Here is a 17,062-nt window from a genome sequence, read left to right as displayed (position 1 = left end):
CCGGCACGACCGAAGTGCCCCCGACAGGGGAGGTACGCATCACCGGCTGGATCGACCGGCGGGCGGGCGGATGAGCCCCGGTCCCGGCCGCCGGTCGGGTCTGGCCTCCTGGCGGCGCGGGCACGACCGGATGAGGTACACGCCACCAGGAGGAGTTCACGAAGGCCCGAGGAGCCCCGGGGCCTACTTGACCTCGCGGCCCGAGAGGCGCTCGACGCCGCGCAGCAGCGCCGAGTGGTCGAGCGAGCCGTCGCCGTTGGCGCGGGCGGAGGCGACCAACTGGGCCACCACGGCGCCGACCGGCAGCGCGGCGCCCACGGCGCGGGCGGCGTCGGTGACGATGCCCATGTCCTTGTGGTGCAGGTCGATCCGGAAGCCGGGGGCGAACTCGCGGCCGACCATGTTCGCCTTCTTGCGGTTCAGCACGGTCGAACCGGCCAGGCCGCCACCGAGCACGTCCAGCGCGGCGGGCAGGTCGACGCCGGCGTTCTCCAGGAACACCACGGCCTCGGCGAGCACCTGGATGTTGACGGCGACGATCAGCTGGTTGGCGGCCTTGACGGTCTGGCCGGCGCCGGACGGGCCGACGTGGATGACCGTGGTGCCCAGGACGTCGAACAGCGGCTTGGCCTCGGCGAAGTCCTCGGCGGCACCGCCGACCATGATCGACAGCACCGCCTCGACGGCACCGGCCTCGCCACCGGAGACCGGGGCGTCCAGGGTGCGCAGGCCCTTCTCCTTGGCGGCCGCCTCGACCTTCTGGGAGGTCTGCGGGGTGATCGAGGACATGTCGATCACGAGGGTGCCGGGCCTGGCGTTCTCCAGCACGCCGCCCTCGCCCAGGACGGCCTGCTCGACGTGCGGGTCCGCCGGAACCATGGTGATGACGACCTCGGCGTCCTTCACCGCGTCCGCGATGCTGGTGGCGCCGTGGCCGCCGGCCGCGACCAGGGCGTCGATCTGCGGCTGGGTGAGGTTGTAGCCGGTGACGTGGTGGCCGGCCTTGACCAGGTTGGCGGCCATCGGGCTGCCCATGATGCCGAGGCCGATGAAGGCGATCTTGCGGCTCATCGCGTCGTTCCTTACGTCGTTCGTGGGGTGGGGAGGGTGGTGGGCCGGGCTTGCTCGGCGGCGTGTGGCCCGCCTGCGCAGCGGTGCCGTGCCCGCTCACACGGCGGCGGTGCTCGCCTACTCGGCGCCTACTCGGCGGCTACTCGGCGGCGCGGTGCTCGCGCGGCAGCCACCCGAAGCTGTCGGCGCTGACGCCGGTGGAGGGCCGGTACTCCAGGCCGATCGGGCCGGTGTAGCCGGCGGCGGTGAGCCGGGCGAAGAGGTCCTCGAAGTCCAGCCCGCCGGTGCCGGGCTCGTTGCGGCCCGGGTTGTCGGCGATCTGCACGTGGCCGAACCGGTCGGCGTAGGCGTCGATGACGGCCGGCAGGTCCTCGCCGTTCCTGGCCAGGTGGTACAGGTCGCAGAGGAACTTCGCGTTGCCCAGGCCGGTGGCGGCGTTGACCTTGTCGACCACCTCGACCGCGGCGGCCGCGGAGACCAGCGGGTAGTCCGGGGACTCCGCCGTGTTGAGGGCCTCGATCAGCAGGATCGCACCGATCTCGTGCGCGGCCCCGGCGGCGAGCACCAGGTTCTCCAGCGCGAGGGCGTCCTGCTCGGCGGCCTCGACGCCTTCGATCCGGTTGCCGTACAGCGCGTTGAGCGCCTTGGCGCCGAGCGAGGCGGCGAGCCCCGCGGCGACCGGGACGTTGGCCCGGAAGCGGTCCTTCTCGGAGGGCACCGAGACGGTGCCGCGGGCCCCGAGGGTGAGGTCGTCCAGGAAGTTGAGGCCGGTGAGCCGCACGCCCGCGTCGCCGAAGGCCTTGCGGAGGGTGTCCAGCTCGCCTTCGGACGGGGTGGGCTCGGCGCCGAAGGGCCACCACAGCTCGGCGGCGGTGAAACCGGCGGCGGCGGCCGCGGCGGGACGCTCCAGCAGCGGCAGTTCGCCGAACAGGATCGACAGGTTGACCGTGAAGCTGTGCCGGGAAGCGGCCGTCACGTCACTCACCTCTCACTCTCTTCCGAGATCCGCAACTTCCACGATCCGGAAGAGGGATTCTGCTTGGTGGAAGCATCTCCGGCTCGGCGAGCAGGTGTCAAGACCGCCGCAACATTTTGTTGAAGAAGCCCGGGCGCGAACCCGGAAACCCCCTCCCGCCGGCACCGCGGCCGTCGGATCGACCGGCCCCTGCCCGCCCGCACCGGCGCTCGCTACAGTGAGCACGTGCGATTGATGGTGGAGTTCACGACAGAACCGTTCGAACTGGACACGTTCCCCGAGCACGCCGCGGCGGCCCGCCAGGTCGTCGACGAGGCCGGCCTGGCCGTCTCGGTCGGCCCCTTCGGGACCGGCGCCGAGGGCGAGGCCGACCAGGTGCTCGCCGCGGTGACCAAGCTGCTCCGGGAGACCCTGACCGCGGGCGCGACCCGGATCTCGGTCCAGGTCAGCGTGCTCGGCGAGGAGGGCGGTACGCCGTGACCGAGCACGTGGAGCACCCGCTCGCCCTGGCGATCAAGCCGCTGCTGGACGCCGTCGGCGCGGCGCCCGTCCGACTGGACGAGGCGAAGTCCGAGGACGTCGTCCTGGAGTGGGAGGGCGCCCCGGCACTCGCCGTCCGGCTGCCGCACCTGAGCAGTGCCCTGGACCGGCTGCTGGCCGAGATGGCCCGCCAGTTCGACGGCCGCCCGCTGGCCGAGCTGGACCGCGGGGAGAAGCAGCGGGTCGTCGCCCTCCTGGAGGAGCGCGGCGCCTTCACCGTCCGCCACGGGGTCGAGACGGTCGCCTCGGCGCTCGGCGTCAGCCGGTTCACGGTGTACAACTACCTCAACCGCCAGGACGGCTCGAAGCCCTCCTGACCCCGGTCGATCCCCCGGTCGATTCCTCCAGCACTTCCGCCAGGACTTCCTCCTGACGGAAACCTTCCGAACGGACGGACCCCGCCGGCGCGGCCAGCCTGAACCAGCCCCCGGCGGGGCGCACTTGGCGAATCGCACACGAATCGCGCCGGCAACGGCGGCCGGTTCAAAACGTAACCACCAACCGTTCAACAAAGTGTTGACGGCCGGGTGGGGTGGATCTAGCTTGTGCGGGTGGCACCACTCTTCAGGAGGTCCACCCGTGACCAACCACCCCCACACCCTTGACGCCCTGGCCGCGGCCGACGCCGCGGACCTGGAAGCCGTTCTGCTGGAGGTCTGCTCCAGCCCCCACTGGGCCGCCGACGTCGCGCGGGCCAGGCCCTGGCCCGACCGGGAGTCCCTGCTCACCGCCAACGCGGCGGCCATGGCCGGACTGACGGTCGCCGACCTGCACGACGCGATGGCCGGCCACGCCCGGATCGGCAAGCCCAGGACCGGCGACGCCAGCTCGCAGCGGGAGCAGGCCGGCATCCAGGGCGCGGACCGAGCCCTCCTCGACGAACTGCACGAGGCCAACGCCGCCTACGAGGCCAAGTTCGGCCACGTGTTCCTGATCTGCGCGACCGGCCGCACCGCGGCCACCATGCTCGCCGCCCTGCGCGAGCGCCACCCCAACGACGCCGCCACCGAGGCGGAGATCGTCCGGGGCGAACTGCGCAAGATCAACGACATTCGGCTCAATCGCCTGCTCGACGCATCCTGACTGGACCTGGCGAACCCCGACAGATCCTGACGGATCGTTAGAATCTGCTGACGAATGATCACCTCTGCCATCAGTAAGGTCACTTCACCCATGACTGGCATCTCCACCCACGTGCTCGACACCAGCCTCGGCCGCCCGGCCGAGGGCGTCCCGGTCGAGCTCGCACTGCACACCGAGGGTGGCTGGCAGGTGCTCGGCACCTCCGCCACGGACTCCGACGGCCGGGCCAAGGACCTGCCGGCCGTGGAGGCGGGCTCGGTCGTCCGGCTGCTCTTCGACACCCGCGCCTACCACGCGCTCAAGTCCGCGGAGCCGCCGTTCTTCCCCGAGGTCTCGATCGTCTTCACGGTCGCGCCCGCGCAGCACCACTACCACGTGCCGCTGCTGCTCAACCCGTTCGGATACTCGGTCTACCGCGGAAGCTAGTAGACCGACCTGGAAGCCCTAGGAGCCACGTCATGGCCCACGTGCTCGGTCAGAACCAGTACGGCAAGGCGGAGAACCGCATCGTGCGGGTCTACCGCGACTCCACCCGGCACGAGATCAAGGACCTGAACGTCTCGGTCTCCCTCCGGGGCGAGTTCGAGGACGTCCACCTCACCGGGTCGAACGCCAACTGCCTCCCCACCGACACCACCAAGAACACCGTGTACGCCTTCGCCAAGGAGCACGGGATCGAGTCGGCCGAGGCCTTCGGCATCATCCTGGCCCGCCACTTCGTCGACGACACCGAGCGCGGCGTCGTGCACAGCGCCCGGATCCGGATCGAGGAGTACGCCTGGGACCGGATCAAGACGCCGGACAACTCGGCCCGCTTCATCGGCTCGGAGGAGGTGGGCCACTCCTTCGTCCGCAACGGCCAGGAGACCCGCACCACCGAGATCGTCTACGACGGCGAGACCGTCCAGGTCGTCTCCGGCCTCAAGGACCTCATCGTCATGAACTCCACCAACTCGGAGTTCTGGGGCTACATCAAGGACAAGTACACCACCCTGCAAGAGGCGTACGACCGCATCCTCGCCACCCAGGTCACTGCTCGCTGGAAGTACGGCTACGACGGCCGGGACGGCCAGGCCCAGCCCAACTGGAACCGCTCCTACACCCACGTGCGGCGGCACCTGCTGGAGGCCTTCGCCGAGACCTACTCCTACTCGCTGCAGCAGACCCTGCACTCGATGGGCACCCGGGTCCTCAACAACCGCGCCGAGGTCGACGAAGTCCGCCTGGAGCTGCCCAACAAGCACCACTTCCTCGTCGACCTGGAGCCCTTCGGCCTCAAGAACGACAACGAGGTCTACTACGCCGCCGACCGGATGTACGGCCTCATCGAGGGCACCGTGCACCGCGAGGGCGTCGTCCCGGTCATCCCCGTCGCCTGACCGCCCCACCCCCATGGACACCGCCCGGAATCGCCGCACCCGCCGGCCCCCGAACGCCGGCCGCGTCCGGGCGGACAGCAGTACCCGCACCACCAGCCCCACCAGCACGATCTGCCCCACCAGCGCCACCCGTTCCACCAGTTTCTCCACCCCCACCCACCGGAGTTCGTGTCTGCCTCGCGGCGGCCGGCCCGGGGCACTGGAGAAGCGCCCCGAGGGACTCCTGCACCGCCGTCCCGCCCTCGGGGCAGCTCCAGCGCCGCGGGCGCGCCGGGAGTCACGGGCACAAGAGGGGCTCGACATGGCACCCAGCGACACCAGCAGTAAAGACGGCGGTTCCACCCCGGAAAGAACCCCTGGCCCGGACGGCACGTCGACACACCTCCCCGGTGAGCCGTCCGGGCCCGGAACCCACCCCGTGGACGAGTTGCTGCCCCCGGTGAAGCTCTTCTCCACCGGACTCCAGCACGTCGCCGCGATGTACGCGGGAGTCGTCGCACCCCCGCTCATCGTCGGCGCCGGCGTCGGGCTCTCCCCCGCCGAACTCGCCCTGCTCATATCGGCCAGCCTGTTCACCGCCGGACTGGCCACCCTGCTCCAGACCCTCGGCATCTGGAAGATCGGCGCGCGGCTGCCGTTCGTCAACGGCGTCTCCTTCGCGGGAGTCGCGCCCATGATCGCCATAGCCAAAGGCTCCATCGAAAGAACGGGGGGCCCGAAGGACGCCCTCCCGGTGATCTTCGGAGCGGTGATCGTCGCGGGGATCCTGTGCTTCCTCGCGGCACCGTACTTCTGCAAGCTCATCCGGTTCTTCCCCCCGGTCGTCCAGGGCACCGTGATCACCCTCATCGGGGTGTCCCTGCTTCCGGTGGCGGTCAACTGGGCGCGCGGCGGCTCGCCGGGCGCCCCCGGATACGGCTCCATGCGGGCCGTCGGGCTCGCCGCGATCACCCTCGTCGCGGTGGTGCTCTGCAACCGGCTGCTGCGCGGCTTCTGGCAGCAGCTCTCGTTGCTCATCGGCCTGGCGCTCGGCACCCTGATCGCCTTCCCGCTGGGCCTGGCCGACTTCGGCGCGGTCAAGGACGCGAAGGTCTTCGCGCTCCCCTCCCCTTTCCACTTCGGCGCGCCCGTCTTCGACGCCGCCGCGATCGTCTCGATGTGCATCGTCATGGTGGTCGCCATGACCGAGTCCACCGCCGACATGCTCGCCCTGGGCAAGATCGTCGAGCGCGAGGCCGACGAACCCACGCTCGCCGCCGGCCTGCGGGCCGACGGACTGGCCACCGCGCTCAGCCCCGTCTTCAACGGCTTCGCCGCCAGCGCCTTCGCCCAGAACATCGGGCTGGTGGCGCTGACCAGGATCCGCAGCCGCTTCGTGGTCGCGGCCGGCGGCGGCATCCTGATCCTGCTCGGGCTCTTCCCCGTGCTCGGGTCGCTCGTCTCCCTGGTACCGCAGCCCGTCCTGGGCGGCGCCGGGATCGTGCTCTTCGGCACCGTCGCGGCGAGTGGCATCCGCACCCTCGCGGAGGCCGGGATGGAGTCCAGCTCGAACACCATCCTGGTGTCCGTGTCGCTCGGCGTCGGCATCGTCCCCATCGCGGTGCCGACCTTCTACGACTCCTTCCCGGAGGCCGTCCGGACCCTGATGCACTCCGGGATCTCGGCCGGCTGCGTGATGGCCGTCCTGCTCAACCTGCTCTTCCACCACGTCGGAGCCGCCCGCCGGACCAGAACCGGCCAGGCCTCCGGCGCGACGGTGCCGACGGCGACACCGTCCTGACCGGCCCGGGAGGGGCGCACGCCGCGTGGCGCACGCCCCTCCCGGCCCTCCCCCATAGGAGTGACACCATGGCAGTCCAGCCCCCACCCGCCGACCAGCGGATCGTCATCGAGAACGTCGCGATCGCCACCGTCGACGCCCACGACACCGAGTACGCCCGCGGCCACGTGGTCATCCTCGGCAACACGATCGAGTCGGTCGGCGACGGACCCGCCCCGCAGTGGCTGGACAACGTGGTGCGCCGGATCAACGGCGAGGGCCACCTGATCACCCCCGGCCTGGTCAACACCCACCACCACTTCTACCAGTGGATCACCCGCGGCCTCGCCCAGGACGACATCCTCTTCGACTGGCTCGTCGCCCTCTACCCGACCTGGGCCCGGATCGACGAGAAACTCGTCCACGCCGCCAGCCAGGGCTCCGCCGCCGCCCTCCTCAAGTCCGGCTGCACCACCGCCTCCGACCACCACTACGTCTTCCCCAAGGACGGCGGCGACGTCCTCGGCGCCTCCATCGAGGCCGTCCAGGAGCTCGGCCTGCGGCTCACCGCACTGCGCGGCTCCATGGACCGCAGCAAGAAGGACGGCGGCCTCCCGCCGGACCACGCGGTCGAGGAGCTCGACGACATCCTCACCGCCTCCGAGGCCGCCGTGGACACCTACCACGACTCCTCCTTCGGCTCGATGCTGCACATCGCCATCGCGCCCTGCTCGCCGTTCTCGGTCTCCACCGACCTGCTCCGCCAGTCCGCCGAACTCGCCCGCCGCAAGGGCGTCCGGCTGCACACCCACGGCTCGGAGACCGCCGAGGAGGAGCAGTTCTGCAAGGAACTGTTCGGCATGGGCCCGACCGACTACTTCGAGTCCGTCGGCTGGCTCGGCGAGGACGTCTGGATGGCGCACTGCGTCCACATGAACGACTCCGACATCGCCAAGTTCGCCGAGACCGGCACCGGCGTGGCCCACTGCCCCTCCTCCAACGCCCGGCTGGCCGCCGGGATCGCCCGCGTCCCCGACATGCTCAGGGCCGGCGTCCCGGTCGGCCTCGGTGTCGACGGCACCGCCTCCAACGAGTCCGGCGAACTCGGCACCGAGCTGCGCAACGCCCTGCTGATCAACCGTCTGCACGGCTCCCCGACCGCCCTCACCGGCCGCCAGGCGCTGCGGCTGGGCACCATGGGCGGCGCCCGGGTGCTCGGCCGCCAGGACGAGATCGGCTCGATCGAGGTCGGCAAGCTCGCCGACCTGGCGCTGTGGAAGATCGACGGCGTCCTGCACTCCTCCATCGCCGACCCGGTCGCCGCCCTCACCTTCGGCGCCCTGCCGCCGCTGGCCGTGCTGTTCGTCAACGGCAACGCCGTCGTCGAGAAGGGCCAGCTGACCACCGTCAACGAGGACCGGATCGCCCGCGCCTGCGCCCGTGCCGCCAAGGAGCTCGCCGCCCGGCCGCTCTGACGCCCCGCCGCTGCTCCTCCACCCCTGAACTCCGGGCCGCCCAGGGACGGTGCGTGACCCGGACTCCGCAACCCGGCCTTCCCGGCCGGCGCGCGGACCGCAGCCCCGGACCCACGGCGAGGGTCCGGGGCTGCGGCGTGCCCGGGGGTGGGTGACAAGTGACGGATAACAGCGAACAGATAACAGATGACGAAAGTTGTCATCTGTTATCTGTTCGCTGAAATCTGTTCGCCGTGATTCGCTTGCTGTGATCCGTCCGCTGTGGTGCGTCCGCTGCTACGCGCCCGGTCTCAGGCGGTGCGCCCGAGCGAGCCGAGGTAGGCGCGCCAGCCGCCGTGGTGGGTGATCTCGCGGTGCACCCCCCGCTCCACCTCACCCCGGGCGAGCAGCATCGACAGGCAGGCGGAGCCGTCGTCGAGCTCGATGACGCCGAGCTCCAACTCCCGCGGCTCGCCGGGGAGGATGACGTCACGCAGGTGCTCCAGGGTGATCTCGTAGAGCTCGCCCTCGATGGCCGTGTCGACCGCCGGATCGGCGAGCAGGCCCGGGCAGACGTCGTCGATCGAGAAGAAGCGGTAGCCGGGGGCCGTCCGGGCCGGGCCGATCAGCGAGTCGGCGACCTTGGCGTGGAACGGTCCGCCGACCATGGCCTGGCCGTTGAAGAAGATGCGGGGCACGGTTGAACTCCTTACCGGGTACCGGGAAAAGGCCGTTCCGCACGGCGACGAGAGGACAGGTGGAATCGTCGCCGTACGGAACGGAGCAATGGGCCGACGGGACTGCTACAGCCTGGCAGGCGGCAGCGGCGGCGCCGGCGGATAGATTGGGGCTCAGCCCAGCAGGGGAAGCGCGGGGAGGGTCAGGAAGTCCGCGAACTCCTCGGCCAGGGCGACCTGTTCGAAGAGCTGGGCGGCCTCGCGCCAGCGGCCGCCGGCGTAGGCGTCCGCGCCCAGCTCGGCCAGGAGTTCGGCCAACTCCGCGGCGACCAGGGCGCGGACGAGGTCCGCGGTGGCCTTCTCGCCGGTGTCGGACAGGACGACGCCGTTGTGGATCCACTGCCAGATCTGCGAGCGGGAGATCTCGGCGGTGGCGGCGTCCTCCATCATGTTGAAGATGCCGACCGCGCCGAGGCCGCGCAGCCAGGCCTCGATGTAGCGGATGCCGACCTGGACGGCGTTGTGCAGCCCCGCGCGGGTGCAGGTGCCGCCGGCGCCGGCGATGTCGAGCAGCTGGGTCGCGGTGACCGGCTCGGAGGGCCCGGGGTCGTCCTTCTGGTGGGGGCGCTCGCCGAGCACCGCGTCGAAGGAGGCACGGGCGACCGGCACCAGGTCCGGGTGGGCGACCCAGGAGCCGTCGAAGCCGTTGCCGGCCTCGCGGTCCTTGTCCGCCTTGACCTTCTCCAGGGCGGCGGCGTTGACCTCCGGGTCCCTGCGGCTGGGGATGAACGCGGCCATGCCGCCGATCGCGTGGGCACCGCGCTTGTGGCAGGTCTGCACCAGCAGGCGGGTGTAGGCGGCCATGAACGGCGAGGCCATGGTGACGCTGTTGCGGTCCGGCAGGACGTACTGCTCGCCGGCGTCGCGGAAGTTCTTGACGATCGAGAACAGGTAGTCCCAGCGCCCGGCGTTGAGGCCGGCCGCGTGGTCGCGCAGCTCGTAGAGGATCTCGTCCATCTCGAACGCGGCGGTGATGGTCTCGATCAGCACGGTGGCGCGGACGGTGCCGTGCGGGATGCCGAGCGCGGCCTGGGCGTGGGTGAACACGTCGTTCCAGAGCCGGGCTTCGAGGTGGCTCTCGGTCTTCGGCAGGTAGAAGTACGGGCCGGAGTTGGGGTCCTCGGCGCCCTTGGCGAGCAGCCGGGCGGCGTTGTGGAAGAAGTACAGGCCGAAGTCGAGGAAGGCTCCGGCGACCGGGGTGCCGTCGACGAGCAGGTGGTTCTCGTCCAGGTGCCAGCCGCGCGGGCGGACCACGACGGTGGCGAGTTCGGCGGCGGGCTTGAGGGCGTACGCCTTTCCGGCGGGGGTGGTGAAGTCGATCCGGCCCTCGAAGGCGTCGATCAGGTTGATCTGGCCGCTGACCACGTTCTCCCAGGTCGGGGAGGTGGCGTCCTCGAAGTCGGCGAGCCAGATCCGCGCGCCGGAGTTGAGGGCGTTGATGACCATCTTGCGGTCGGTGGGGCCGGTGATCTCGACCCGGCGGTCCTGGAGCGCGCGGGGCGCCTCGGCGACCTTCCAGTCGCCGGCCCGGACATCGGCGGTGTCGGGGAGGAAGTCCAGCGTGCCGGCCCTGGCGATCTCCGCCCGGCGGGCCTTCCGCCCGGCCAGCAGCTCCTGTCGGCGCCCTTCGAAAGCGCGATGGAGGCCGACGACGAAGGCGACCGCCTCCGGAGTGAGCACCTCCTCCGCCCGGTGAACGCGCGGACCGGCGACAGTGACGACCGGAGCAGCGGGGGAGGCGCCGACGGGTCCCTGTTCTGTAGCCATGGGCAGGACACTCCTAAGCGGTTGAGCCTGGCGGAGGGAGCTCCGGTGGGAACTTCCTTGATCGGAACCCGCCTGTCGGCGAGTTCGATTCTGTAAGGTGGAGACTAGTTTCCGCGATACAGAATTTCAACGGTTTGTTGATGTGATCGCCGGGACTCTACTCCCCCCCGACAGCGAAGGGAACGCCGGTGGTTTCGACCCCCGACACAGCACCGACGACCAGCACGGACCGCGCGACCGGCGGTGTCCAGTCCGTCGAGCGCGCCTTCCAACTCCTGGAGGCGCTGGCCGACTCCGGCGGCGTGGCCACGCTCAGCGAACTCTCCGCCAGCTCCGGCCTGCCGATGCCGACCATCCACCGCCTGGTTCGTACCCTCGTCCAGCAGGGCTATGTACGCCAGGACACCGCGCGTCGCTACACCCTCGGCCCGCGGCTGATCCGCCTCGGCGAGACGGCCGGCCGGCTGCTCGGCAGCTGGGCCCGCCCCTACCTGGCCGAACTCATGGAGGCCACCGGCGAGACCGCCAACCTGGCGGTGCTGGAGGGCGGCGAGGTGGTGTACGTCGGGCAGGTGCAGTCGCGGCGCTCGATGCGGATGTTCACCGAGGTCGGCCGACGGGTGCAGCCGCACTGCACGGGCGTCGGCAAGGCTCTGCTCGCCCAGCTCCCCGAGGACGAGGCTCGCGCCATCCTGGGCCCCAACCCGCTGCCCGCGCACACCGAGTACACCGTCACCGATCCGCAGGAACTGCTGCACCAGCTCGCCGAGGCGCGTGAGCGCGGCTACGTGGTCGACGACCAGGAGCAGGAGATCGGCGTCCGCTGCATCGCGCTCGCCGTACCGGGCGCACCGACGCCCACCGCCCTGTCGGTGTCCGGCCCGGAGGCCCGCATCCGGGCCCTGGAGGAGCAGACCGGCGCGTCCTCCCTGGTACCGGTGATGCACCACATCGCGACCCGGCTGGGGCAGGTCCTCGCTCCCTGACTCATCGTCAGCACCCGTTTCACGCACGGGAAGTCGGTCCCGCCGACTTCCCGTGCGCGCGTTCCCCCGTTCGAGCGGACGCCGAGCGGGTTGCACCGGGCCCCGACGCAGGCTCCGCCACCCTGGTGCGGACGCGGCCCGCAACGGCGCGGGCGGCCGGAGCACAGGGACAGGGTGGACGACGATGACGTACAGGCGTTCGGCAGCGCGGGGCGGGTCCAATCAAGGCGGGCCCGGGCAGGGCGGGTCCAACCAGGGCGGGCGTGGGCAGGGCGGGTCCGGGCAGGGCGGCAGGCTCTGCGGATTCCGCGCGGCCTCGCTGGTCGCGGCCGTGGCGGCCGGCTGTTCGGTGGCGACGCTGGCCGCCGGCCCGTCCTGGGCGCTGCGGCGGCCCGAGCCCCGGCCGGCGGTGGATACGGCAGCCCCCGCGGCGTCCCGCTCCGATCTGGAGGTGGTCCGGCTCGACCCGGACGCCGCCCCGCCCGGCGGCACCACCACCATCCACGCCTTCATCGCCAACCGCGGCCCGGACACCACCGCCGCACCGTTCACCGTGCTGGTGACGCTGCCACCCGGGGTCACCCCCGAGGGCCCGTACTACCCGGAGGACTGCGAGGTGCGGCTCAACGGCCGACAGGTGCGCTGTGTCTTCCCAGCCGGACTGCCCCCGCTGCGCAGCGCGACCGCACTGGTGCCGGTGAGGTTGTCCCCTGACCTGCCGATCGGCAGGCTCACCGGCGGCTCGGTCGCGGTGCGCGACGTGGACGACCCGGACGAGGGGAACAACCGGCAGCCGTTCGACATCACGGTGGTCGAGACGGCTCCCGGTTCCTGACCCGAAAGACCCGAAGGCCCTACCGGTACACGCGGACGCAGTCGGCGGCGAAGGTGATCGGGGCGATGCCCTGCGGCGCCGGGTGGTACTTCCCCGCACCGACCGACAGGTTGCGGATCAGGTACGCCGACCAGTTGGCGCCGACACCCTTGCCGTCCGAGAACACCTTGGCGCTCGCGTCGGTGTAGTACCTGGGGTTGCCGGGGCTGACGTGGTTGGTCGGCTCCAGCAGGTTCGGATTGTCGGGGTGGTACTCGAAGGAGTCGACCTCCCCGTTGTCCACGGGCCCACGGGTCAAGCGAGCCAGTTGTCGACCTGGCTCTCGGCCTCCGGTGCCCAGGCGAGTTCCAGGTGGTTGAGGCCGGTGAGCAGCCGGGTGCCGCCGATCGTCGCGATGCCGGTGGTGTCCAGTGCGCTCGCGGTGAACACGATGCCGTCGCTGGGCCCCCGGTTCTCGTTGAGCACGCCCGGGATGTCGGCGGACCCGCCCGCGAGCAGGTAGGTGCGCACCGACGCCGGGACACCCGCCTGTTGCAGCGGCGCGATCAGCGAACCGGCGTCGATCGCCGCCTGGATGCCCTGGCCGGAGGTGTAGAAGCCCTGGCCGCCGTAGTAGGTGGTCCACCAGTCCTGGGCGGTGCCGTCCACCCCGTACCGGCCGTCCCAGCGGGCGAGCAGCTGGCGCTGGCCCGGGTAGCAGTCGTAGCCGCCGGTGGGCAGCACGCCGAGGCAGGGTTGCGCGGTGTACGTGCCGTAGCAGGTCATGTACAGGTGCGGGGACGGCGCGTTGGCGGTGCCGCCGCAGGCCGGCCAGCTCGCGAGGTCGAACGACCAGCCGTGCGCGTACACGTAGTCGAGCCCGCCGTTCGGACCGCCGAGGGTGATCAGGCGGCGCACGTCGCCCGCGTAGGCCCGCCCCCAGGACGGGCGCACCGAGGACACGTACGCCCGGGCGGCGACCTCGCCCTTGCTCCACGCCACCACGTCCACCTGGGGGACGCCGAGGCGGGCCCGGATCAGCGCGACGGCGTCGCCGACGGCCTGCGCCTGGAGCAGGTTGTCGCCCTGCTTGTGGGCGAAACCGATGGCGAACACCCGGTGGCCGGTGCCGGCGAGGTACTGGGCGAGGCCGGTGGACGGGCAGGCGGAGGCACCGCAGGTGCCGCTCTCCCCCGGGTTCGCCCAGGCGCGGTCGGCGTTGTCGTTGGCGCCGTGGACCAGCAGCACGGGAGTCGGGCGGCTACCGGTGTCCCAGCCGGTCGCCGAGTACAGCAGGAAGCGGCTGGAGGAGGGCTGGCCGGTGCCGCCGAAGTACGTCCGGCGGGCGCCGTCCTGGTCGCCACGCCCGTCGGCCGGGTACTGCTCGGCGCGGAAGCCGGGGGTGGTGTCGAGGTAGCGCTCGACCTTGGCCCAGCCGTTGCCGGGGGCGGGGAAGGCGGCTTCGAGGGTGAGCGGGGCGGTGGCCGCCTGGGCCGCGGTCTGGGCAGTGGCGGTCCGGGCGGCGGCCTCGGCGGGGGTGGGGGTGCCGAGGAGCAGCGCGGCGAGGGTGAGCAGGAGGGCGGACAGCCCGGCAGGGGTGCGTCTGATGGCGGTGGGGATGCGCCGCACGGGAGTGGGGGTGCGTCTCATAGGGGTGGACGGTAGGACCGGCCGTCGGCGGGCTCCCAGGTGCCGGTCGCACACCCCGCAGGCCTGCGCGGTGGCGGCCGGTGCCGTGGCGCACCGCCCACGGGTGCGCCCACCCGGCTCACCGGGTCGGATAAATTGGAGCTCCGACATCTTCCGCAGTGCACAAGACCGCCGTGCACGGCCTCACAGGAACGAGGTACCGCCCCACCATGACCGCGCCCCTGCCCGCCTTCGCCGGCCGCACCTACCTCTTCCGGGCCGACAACGGAGCGGCCTTCCGCAACACCTACTCGGCCGACGGCAGGCGGCTGCGCTGGGAGGGCCTCGGCGAGTCGGCGGGCCAGTGGGAGGACGTGCGGCTGCACGTCGCCGAGGTGGCACCGGAGATCTACTTCATCAGCTGGACCGAGGAGAGCGGGATCACCGTCAGCCACGTGATGGACCTCGGCCGGCTGACGGTGCGCGCCTTCTGGACGTACGAGGGCGAGGGCGGCCGCGTCGGCGAGCTGCACACCGGGACGCTGGAGCGGGTGGCCTGAGCCTCGCCGCTCCCGCGCCCCTCGCTGTCCGCCGGCTCGATCAAGCCGCCTGAGCAGACTGCCTGCTCAGACGGTCCGCTCAGACGGCCTGCTCAGGCGGTCTGCTCAGGCGGTCTGGTTCGGGACCTTGAGGTGCTGGGACAGCCACTCCAGCGAGGACGGCAGCAGCGCGCTCCAGGTCTCGAAGTTGTGGCCGCCGTTCTCCAGCATGCTGTAGGAGACCTTCATCGGGGACTGCGCGGCATCGACGAAGGCCTCGGTGTCGTGCCGGTAGTCGCCGTCGCCCTTCTTGGTGCCGGCCAGCAGCACGGACACCTTGGGCTGCGGCAGGTTCTTCAACCGCCACATCAGGTTGGCCTCGTCACGACGCTGCTTGCTGCCGCCGAACAGGTCGCCCGTGGTCGGGTCGTCGGCGGCGTCGTAGTAGGCGGAGAGCGCGACGGCGGTCGGAAAGACGTCCGGGTGGCGCATGGCCAGCTTGAGGGCGCAGTAGCCGCCGGTCGAGTTGCCCATGAAGGCCCAGGCCTGCGGGTCGGAGGAGACCCGGAAGCTCGCCTGGATCGCTGAGGGGACGTCCTTGGTGAAGTACGTGTCGGACTGCGCGCCGCCCGGGATGTCCTCGCACTCGGTGTCCTGCGGCAGGGCCGGCGAGGGGCGCATCAGCACCATGACGGTCGGCTGCATCTTGCCGTCCTGGAGCAACTTGAGCGCTGCGCCCGGGTAGTTGAACCGGGTGATCAGGTTCTCGGCGATCCCGGGGAAGCCGGTGCTGACGATCACCGCCGGGAACTGCCGCTGTGCGTACTCCGGTTGGAAGTACTGCGGCGGCAGGAAGACGTACCCCTCGGTGGACAGCCGGCTGGCCGCGCCGTCGATCCGCACCTTGCGGATCTCGCCGGACTGGCTGGGCTCGCGACCCATCGCGCCGCCGCCCTTGACGGAGGCGTGGCCGATCGTCTCCACGAGCAGCCGGCCGGACGCGTCCGCCTTGTTGTGGATCACCACCGGGCCGGTGTCACCGGTGCCCAGCAGGTCGCCCCAACTGCTGTAGAAGGCGAAGTAGTTGTTCGCCACCAGGCCGAGCGCGGCCAGCACCGCGAGCTGGGTGGCGAGCAGTGCGCCGATCCGGCCGAGCACCGCCTGCCAGGTCTGCTTGGCGAGTCTTGGCCACAGCCAGACCGTGCCGGCCGTCATCACGACGGCGATCAATACGGCCAGCGCCAACACCTTGTGGCTCGTCAGACCCATGTCCTACTTGCTCCCACGCCTCGAACTCCCCGCCCCCTCCGTCCAGGACATCCGAGGTGGTCACCCCGGTTCCCCCGCCGGGGCGCGCGATCACCCACCCTAACGGGGCCTGGGAGGAGGAACGGGTGACAGATGACAGCCGACAGATAACAGATAACGAAATCTGTCAGCTGTTATCTGTTATCTGTTCGCGGCCTGACGGCCTCAGCCCTCCCGCCCGTAGAGCCGCAGCCCCGCCGTGAGTTCACGCATGCAGCGCGCGCCGAGCTCCCGCGGGGAGCCCGGGCCGACCGTGGGCGCGTCCGAGGCGGCCCATTCCTCCAGCGCGACCCGGATCGCGGCCGTCGCCGCAGCGGCGGCCAGTCGGATCTCCAGCGGGTCGGCGCCACCCGGACAGCGGGCCGCGAGGACCGTCCGCAGCCGCCCCTCGGAGTCGGCGTGGACGCGCTGCCACGTGCCGTCGAGGCGCGGGTCACGCAGCAGGCTTCGAGTCCACTCCATCGCCTCGACCGCCTCGCCGTCGGGCGGGGTCAGCGAGGCGACCGCCGAGCGCTCCAGCGCCTCGCGCAGCGGCAGATCGGCCGGGGCCTCGGCGAGCTGGTCGACCCAGCGGCGCCCACCGGCCGCCAGCAGTGGCGCGACGGCGTCCTCCTTGACGGAGAAGTACCGGTAGAAGGTGCGCAGCGAGATGCCCGCCGCGAGGGCGATCTCCTCGGCGGTGGTCGCCTCGGCCCCGCGCTCGGCGAAGAGCGCGGCGGCGGTGCGGGCGATGTCCAGCCGGGTGGCGTCGCGGCGGCGCTGGTTCAGGGTGGGGCGTCCGGTCACAGGGTCAGCGTACGCGGGCCGGTGCCACTGTGGCGTGGTGCGCCGAAGTGGCACTCAGAAGACTTATTGGCACGTCATGCCATAAAGGCGTACCGTGCCTCTTGAGGTCGAGAGGCCACGAACGAACGGAGTACCACCAGTGCGACACGAAGTCGCTTCGCCCAAGCAGACGACCTGCAAGAGGAAGGAGTGAACAGGTAGGCCGTCTCGGACCAGTGTCCAGGGTCCGTCCCC

At 71.3% G+C, this 17,062-nt stretch carries 18 protein-coding genes; 10 read left to right on the top strand and 8 right to left on the bottom strand.

Going from position 1 to position 17,062, the window contains the following annotated elements:
• Positions 1-183: 183 nt before the first annotated feature.
• Together ACFWPI_RS36515 and ACFWPI_RS36510 are read right to left on the bottom strand one after the other, a co-directional pair.
• Complete coding sequence (locus tag ACFWPI_RS36515; RefSeq protein WP_380378542.1) at positions 184-1,071, bottom strand: 2-hydroxy-3-oxopropionate reductase; 888 nt, start codon at positions 1,069-1,071, stop codon at positions 184-186.
• Between the two features lie 139 nt (positions 1,072-1,210).
• Positions 1,211-2,056, bottom strand: a complete 846-nt coding sequence (locus tag ACFWPI_RS36510) for a TIM barrel protein (RefSeq protein WP_380378544.1) — start codon at positions 2,054-2,056, stop codon at positions 1,211-1,213.
• A 225-nt stretch (positions 2,057-2,281) separates the two neighbouring features.
• On the opposite strand from ACFWPI_RS36510, the gene ACFWPI_RS36505 reads away from it, so the two are divergent.
• The 7 genes from ACFWPI_RS36505 to ACFWPI_RS36475 all read left to right on the top strand — a co-directional run bounded on the left by ACFWPI_RS36505 (position 2,282) and on the right by ACFWPI_RS36475 (position 8,283).
• Positions 2,282-2,527: a thiamine-binding protein gene (locus ACFWPI_RS36505; protein WP_079136014.1), complete on the top strand. Its 246-nt coding sequence runs from the start codon at positions 2,282-2,284 to the stop codon at positions 2,525-2,527.
• Complete coding sequence (locus ACFWPI_RS36500) at positions 2,524-2,904, top strand: helix-turn-helix domain-containing protein (protein WP_380378546.1); 381 nt, start codon at positions 2,524-2,526, stop codon at positions 2,902-2,904. Before ACFWPI_RS36505 ends, ACFWPI_RS36500 begins: the two co-directional genes overlap by 4 nt.
• A 262-nt stretch (positions 2,905-3,166) precedes the next feature.
• Positions 3,167-3,670, top strand: a complete 504-nt coding sequence (gene uraD / locus ACFWPI_RS36495) for a 2-oxo-4-hydroxy-4-carboxy-5-ureidoimidazoline decarboxylase (protein ID WP_380378548.1) — start codon at positions 3,167-3,169, stop codon at positions 3,668-3,670.
• Between the two features lie 90 nt (positions 3,671-3,760).
• The gene (gene uraH / locus ACFWPI_RS36490) at positions 3,761-4,096 is read left to right on the top strand and encodes a hydroxyisourate hydrolase (protein WP_063350005.1); all 336 of its coding nucleotides are present in this window, start codon (positions 3,761-3,763) and stop codon (positions 4,094-4,096) included.
• Positions 4,097-4,128: 32 nt separating this feature from the next.
• Positions 4,129-5,049, top strand: a complete 921-nt coding sequence (gene pucL / locus ACFWPI_RS36485; RefSeq protein WP_380378551.1) for a factor-independent urate hydroxylase — start codon at positions 4,129-4,131, stop codon at positions 5,047-5,049.
• Positions 5,050-5,350: 301 nt separating this feature from the next.
• A complete protein-coding gene (locus tag ACFWPI_RS36480; RefSeq protein WP_380378552.1) occupies positions 5,351-6,829 on the top strand; it encodes a nucleobase:cation symporter-2 family protein in 1,479 nt (492 codons plus the stop codon).
• A gap of 68 nt (positions 6,830-6,897) precedes the next feature.
• The gene (locus tag ACFWPI_RS36475; RefSeq protein WP_380378554.1) at positions 6,898-8,283 is read left to right on the top strand and encodes an 8-oxoguanine deaminase; all 1,386 of its coding nucleotides are present in this window, start codon (positions 6,898-6,900) and stop codon (positions 8,281-8,283) included.
• A gap of 290 nt (positions 8,284-8,573) precedes the next feature.
• Here the strand turns inward: ACFWPI_RS36475 and ACFWPI_RS36470 are convergent, their stop codons facing one another.
• Both ACFWPI_RS36470 and aceB read right to left on the bottom strand, forming a co-directional pair.
• A complete protein-coding gene (locus tag ACFWPI_RS36470; RefSeq protein WP_079136011.1) occupies positions 8,574-8,960 on the bottom strand; it encodes a gamma-glutamylcyclotransferase in 387 nt (128 codons plus the stop codon).
• A gap of 153 nt (positions 8,961-9,113) precedes the next feature.
• Positions 9,114-10,766 (bottom strand): malate synthase A, encoded by a 1,653-nt coding sequence (gene aceB, locus ACFWPI_RS36465; RefSeq protein ID WP_380340223.1) that lies wholly within the window; start codon positions 10,764-10,766, stop codon positions 9,114-9,116.
• A gap of 188 nt (positions 10,767-10,954) precedes the next feature.
• On the opposite strand from aceB, the gene ACFWPI_RS36460 reads away from it, so the two are divergent.
• Positions 10,955-11,752, top strand: a complete 798-nt coding sequence (locus ACFWPI_RS36460) for an IclR family transcriptional regulator (protein WP_079136010.1) — start codon at positions 10,955-10,957, stop codon at positions 11,750-11,752.
• A 184-nt stretch (positions 11,753-11,936) separates the two neighbouring features.
• Entirely contained in the window at positions 11,937-12,587 is a 651-nt protein-coding gene (locus ACFWPI_RS36455; RefSeq protein ID WP_380378557.1) for a hypothetical protein, read from the top strand.
• A gap of 19 nt (positions 12,588-12,606) precedes the next feature.
• Here ACFWPI_RS36455 and ACFWPI_RS36450 read toward each other — a convergent pair whose 3' ends face one another.
• Positions 12,607-12,885, bottom strand: coding sequence for a hypothetical protein (locus tag ACFWPI_RS36450; protein WP_380378558.1), 279 nt, complete (start codon positions 12,883-12,885; stop codon positions 12,607-12,609).
• Positions 12,882-14,216 carry an esterase/lipase family protein gene (locus ACFWPI_RS36445; RefSeq protein ID WP_380378560.1) on the bottom strand — a complete coding sequence of 445 codons (1,335 nt, stop codon included), beginning with the start codon at positions 14,214-14,216 and terminating at the stop codon, positions 12,882-12,884. The genes ACFWPI_RS36450 and ACFWPI_RS36445 overlap by 4 nt, the downstream gene beginning before the upstream one ends.
• A gap of 209 nt (positions 14,217-14,425) precedes the next feature.
• Here ACFWPI_RS36445 and ACFWPI_RS36440 point away from each other — a divergent pair, with 209 nt between their 5' ends.
• Positions 14,426-14,755 (top strand): MoaF N-terminal domain-containing protein, encoded by a 330-nt coding sequence (locus tag ACFWPI_RS36440; protein ID WP_063349998.1) that lies wholly within the window; start codon positions 14,426-14,428, stop codon positions 14,753-14,755.
• Positions 14,756-14,860: 105 nt separating this feature from the next.
• Here the strand turns inward: ACFWPI_RS36440 and ACFWPI_RS36435 are convergent, their stop codons facing one another.
• Complete coding sequence (locus ACFWPI_RS36435; RefSeq protein ID WP_063349997.1) at positions 14,861-16,003, bottom strand: esterase family protein; 1,143 nt, start codon at positions 16,001-16,003, stop codon at positions 14,861-14,863.
• Between the two features lie 204 nt (positions 16,004-16,207).
• The gene (locus ACFWPI_RS36430; RefSeq protein ID WP_380378562.1) at positions 16,208-16,828 is read right to left on the bottom strand and encodes a TetR family transcriptional regulator; all 621 of its coding nucleotides are present in this window, start codon (positions 16,826-16,828) and stop codon (positions 16,208-16,210) included.
• Positions 16,829-17,062 lie beyond the last annotated feature (234 nt).

This window comes from Kitasatospora sp. NPDC058492, from assembly GCF_042720685.1.
Lineage (GTDB): Bacteria > Actinomycetota > Actinomycetes > Streptomycetales > Streptomycetaceae > Kitasatospora.
Note: the sequence above shows the minus strand (reverse complement) of the source record. Positions and strands in the feature narration are given on the sequence as shown.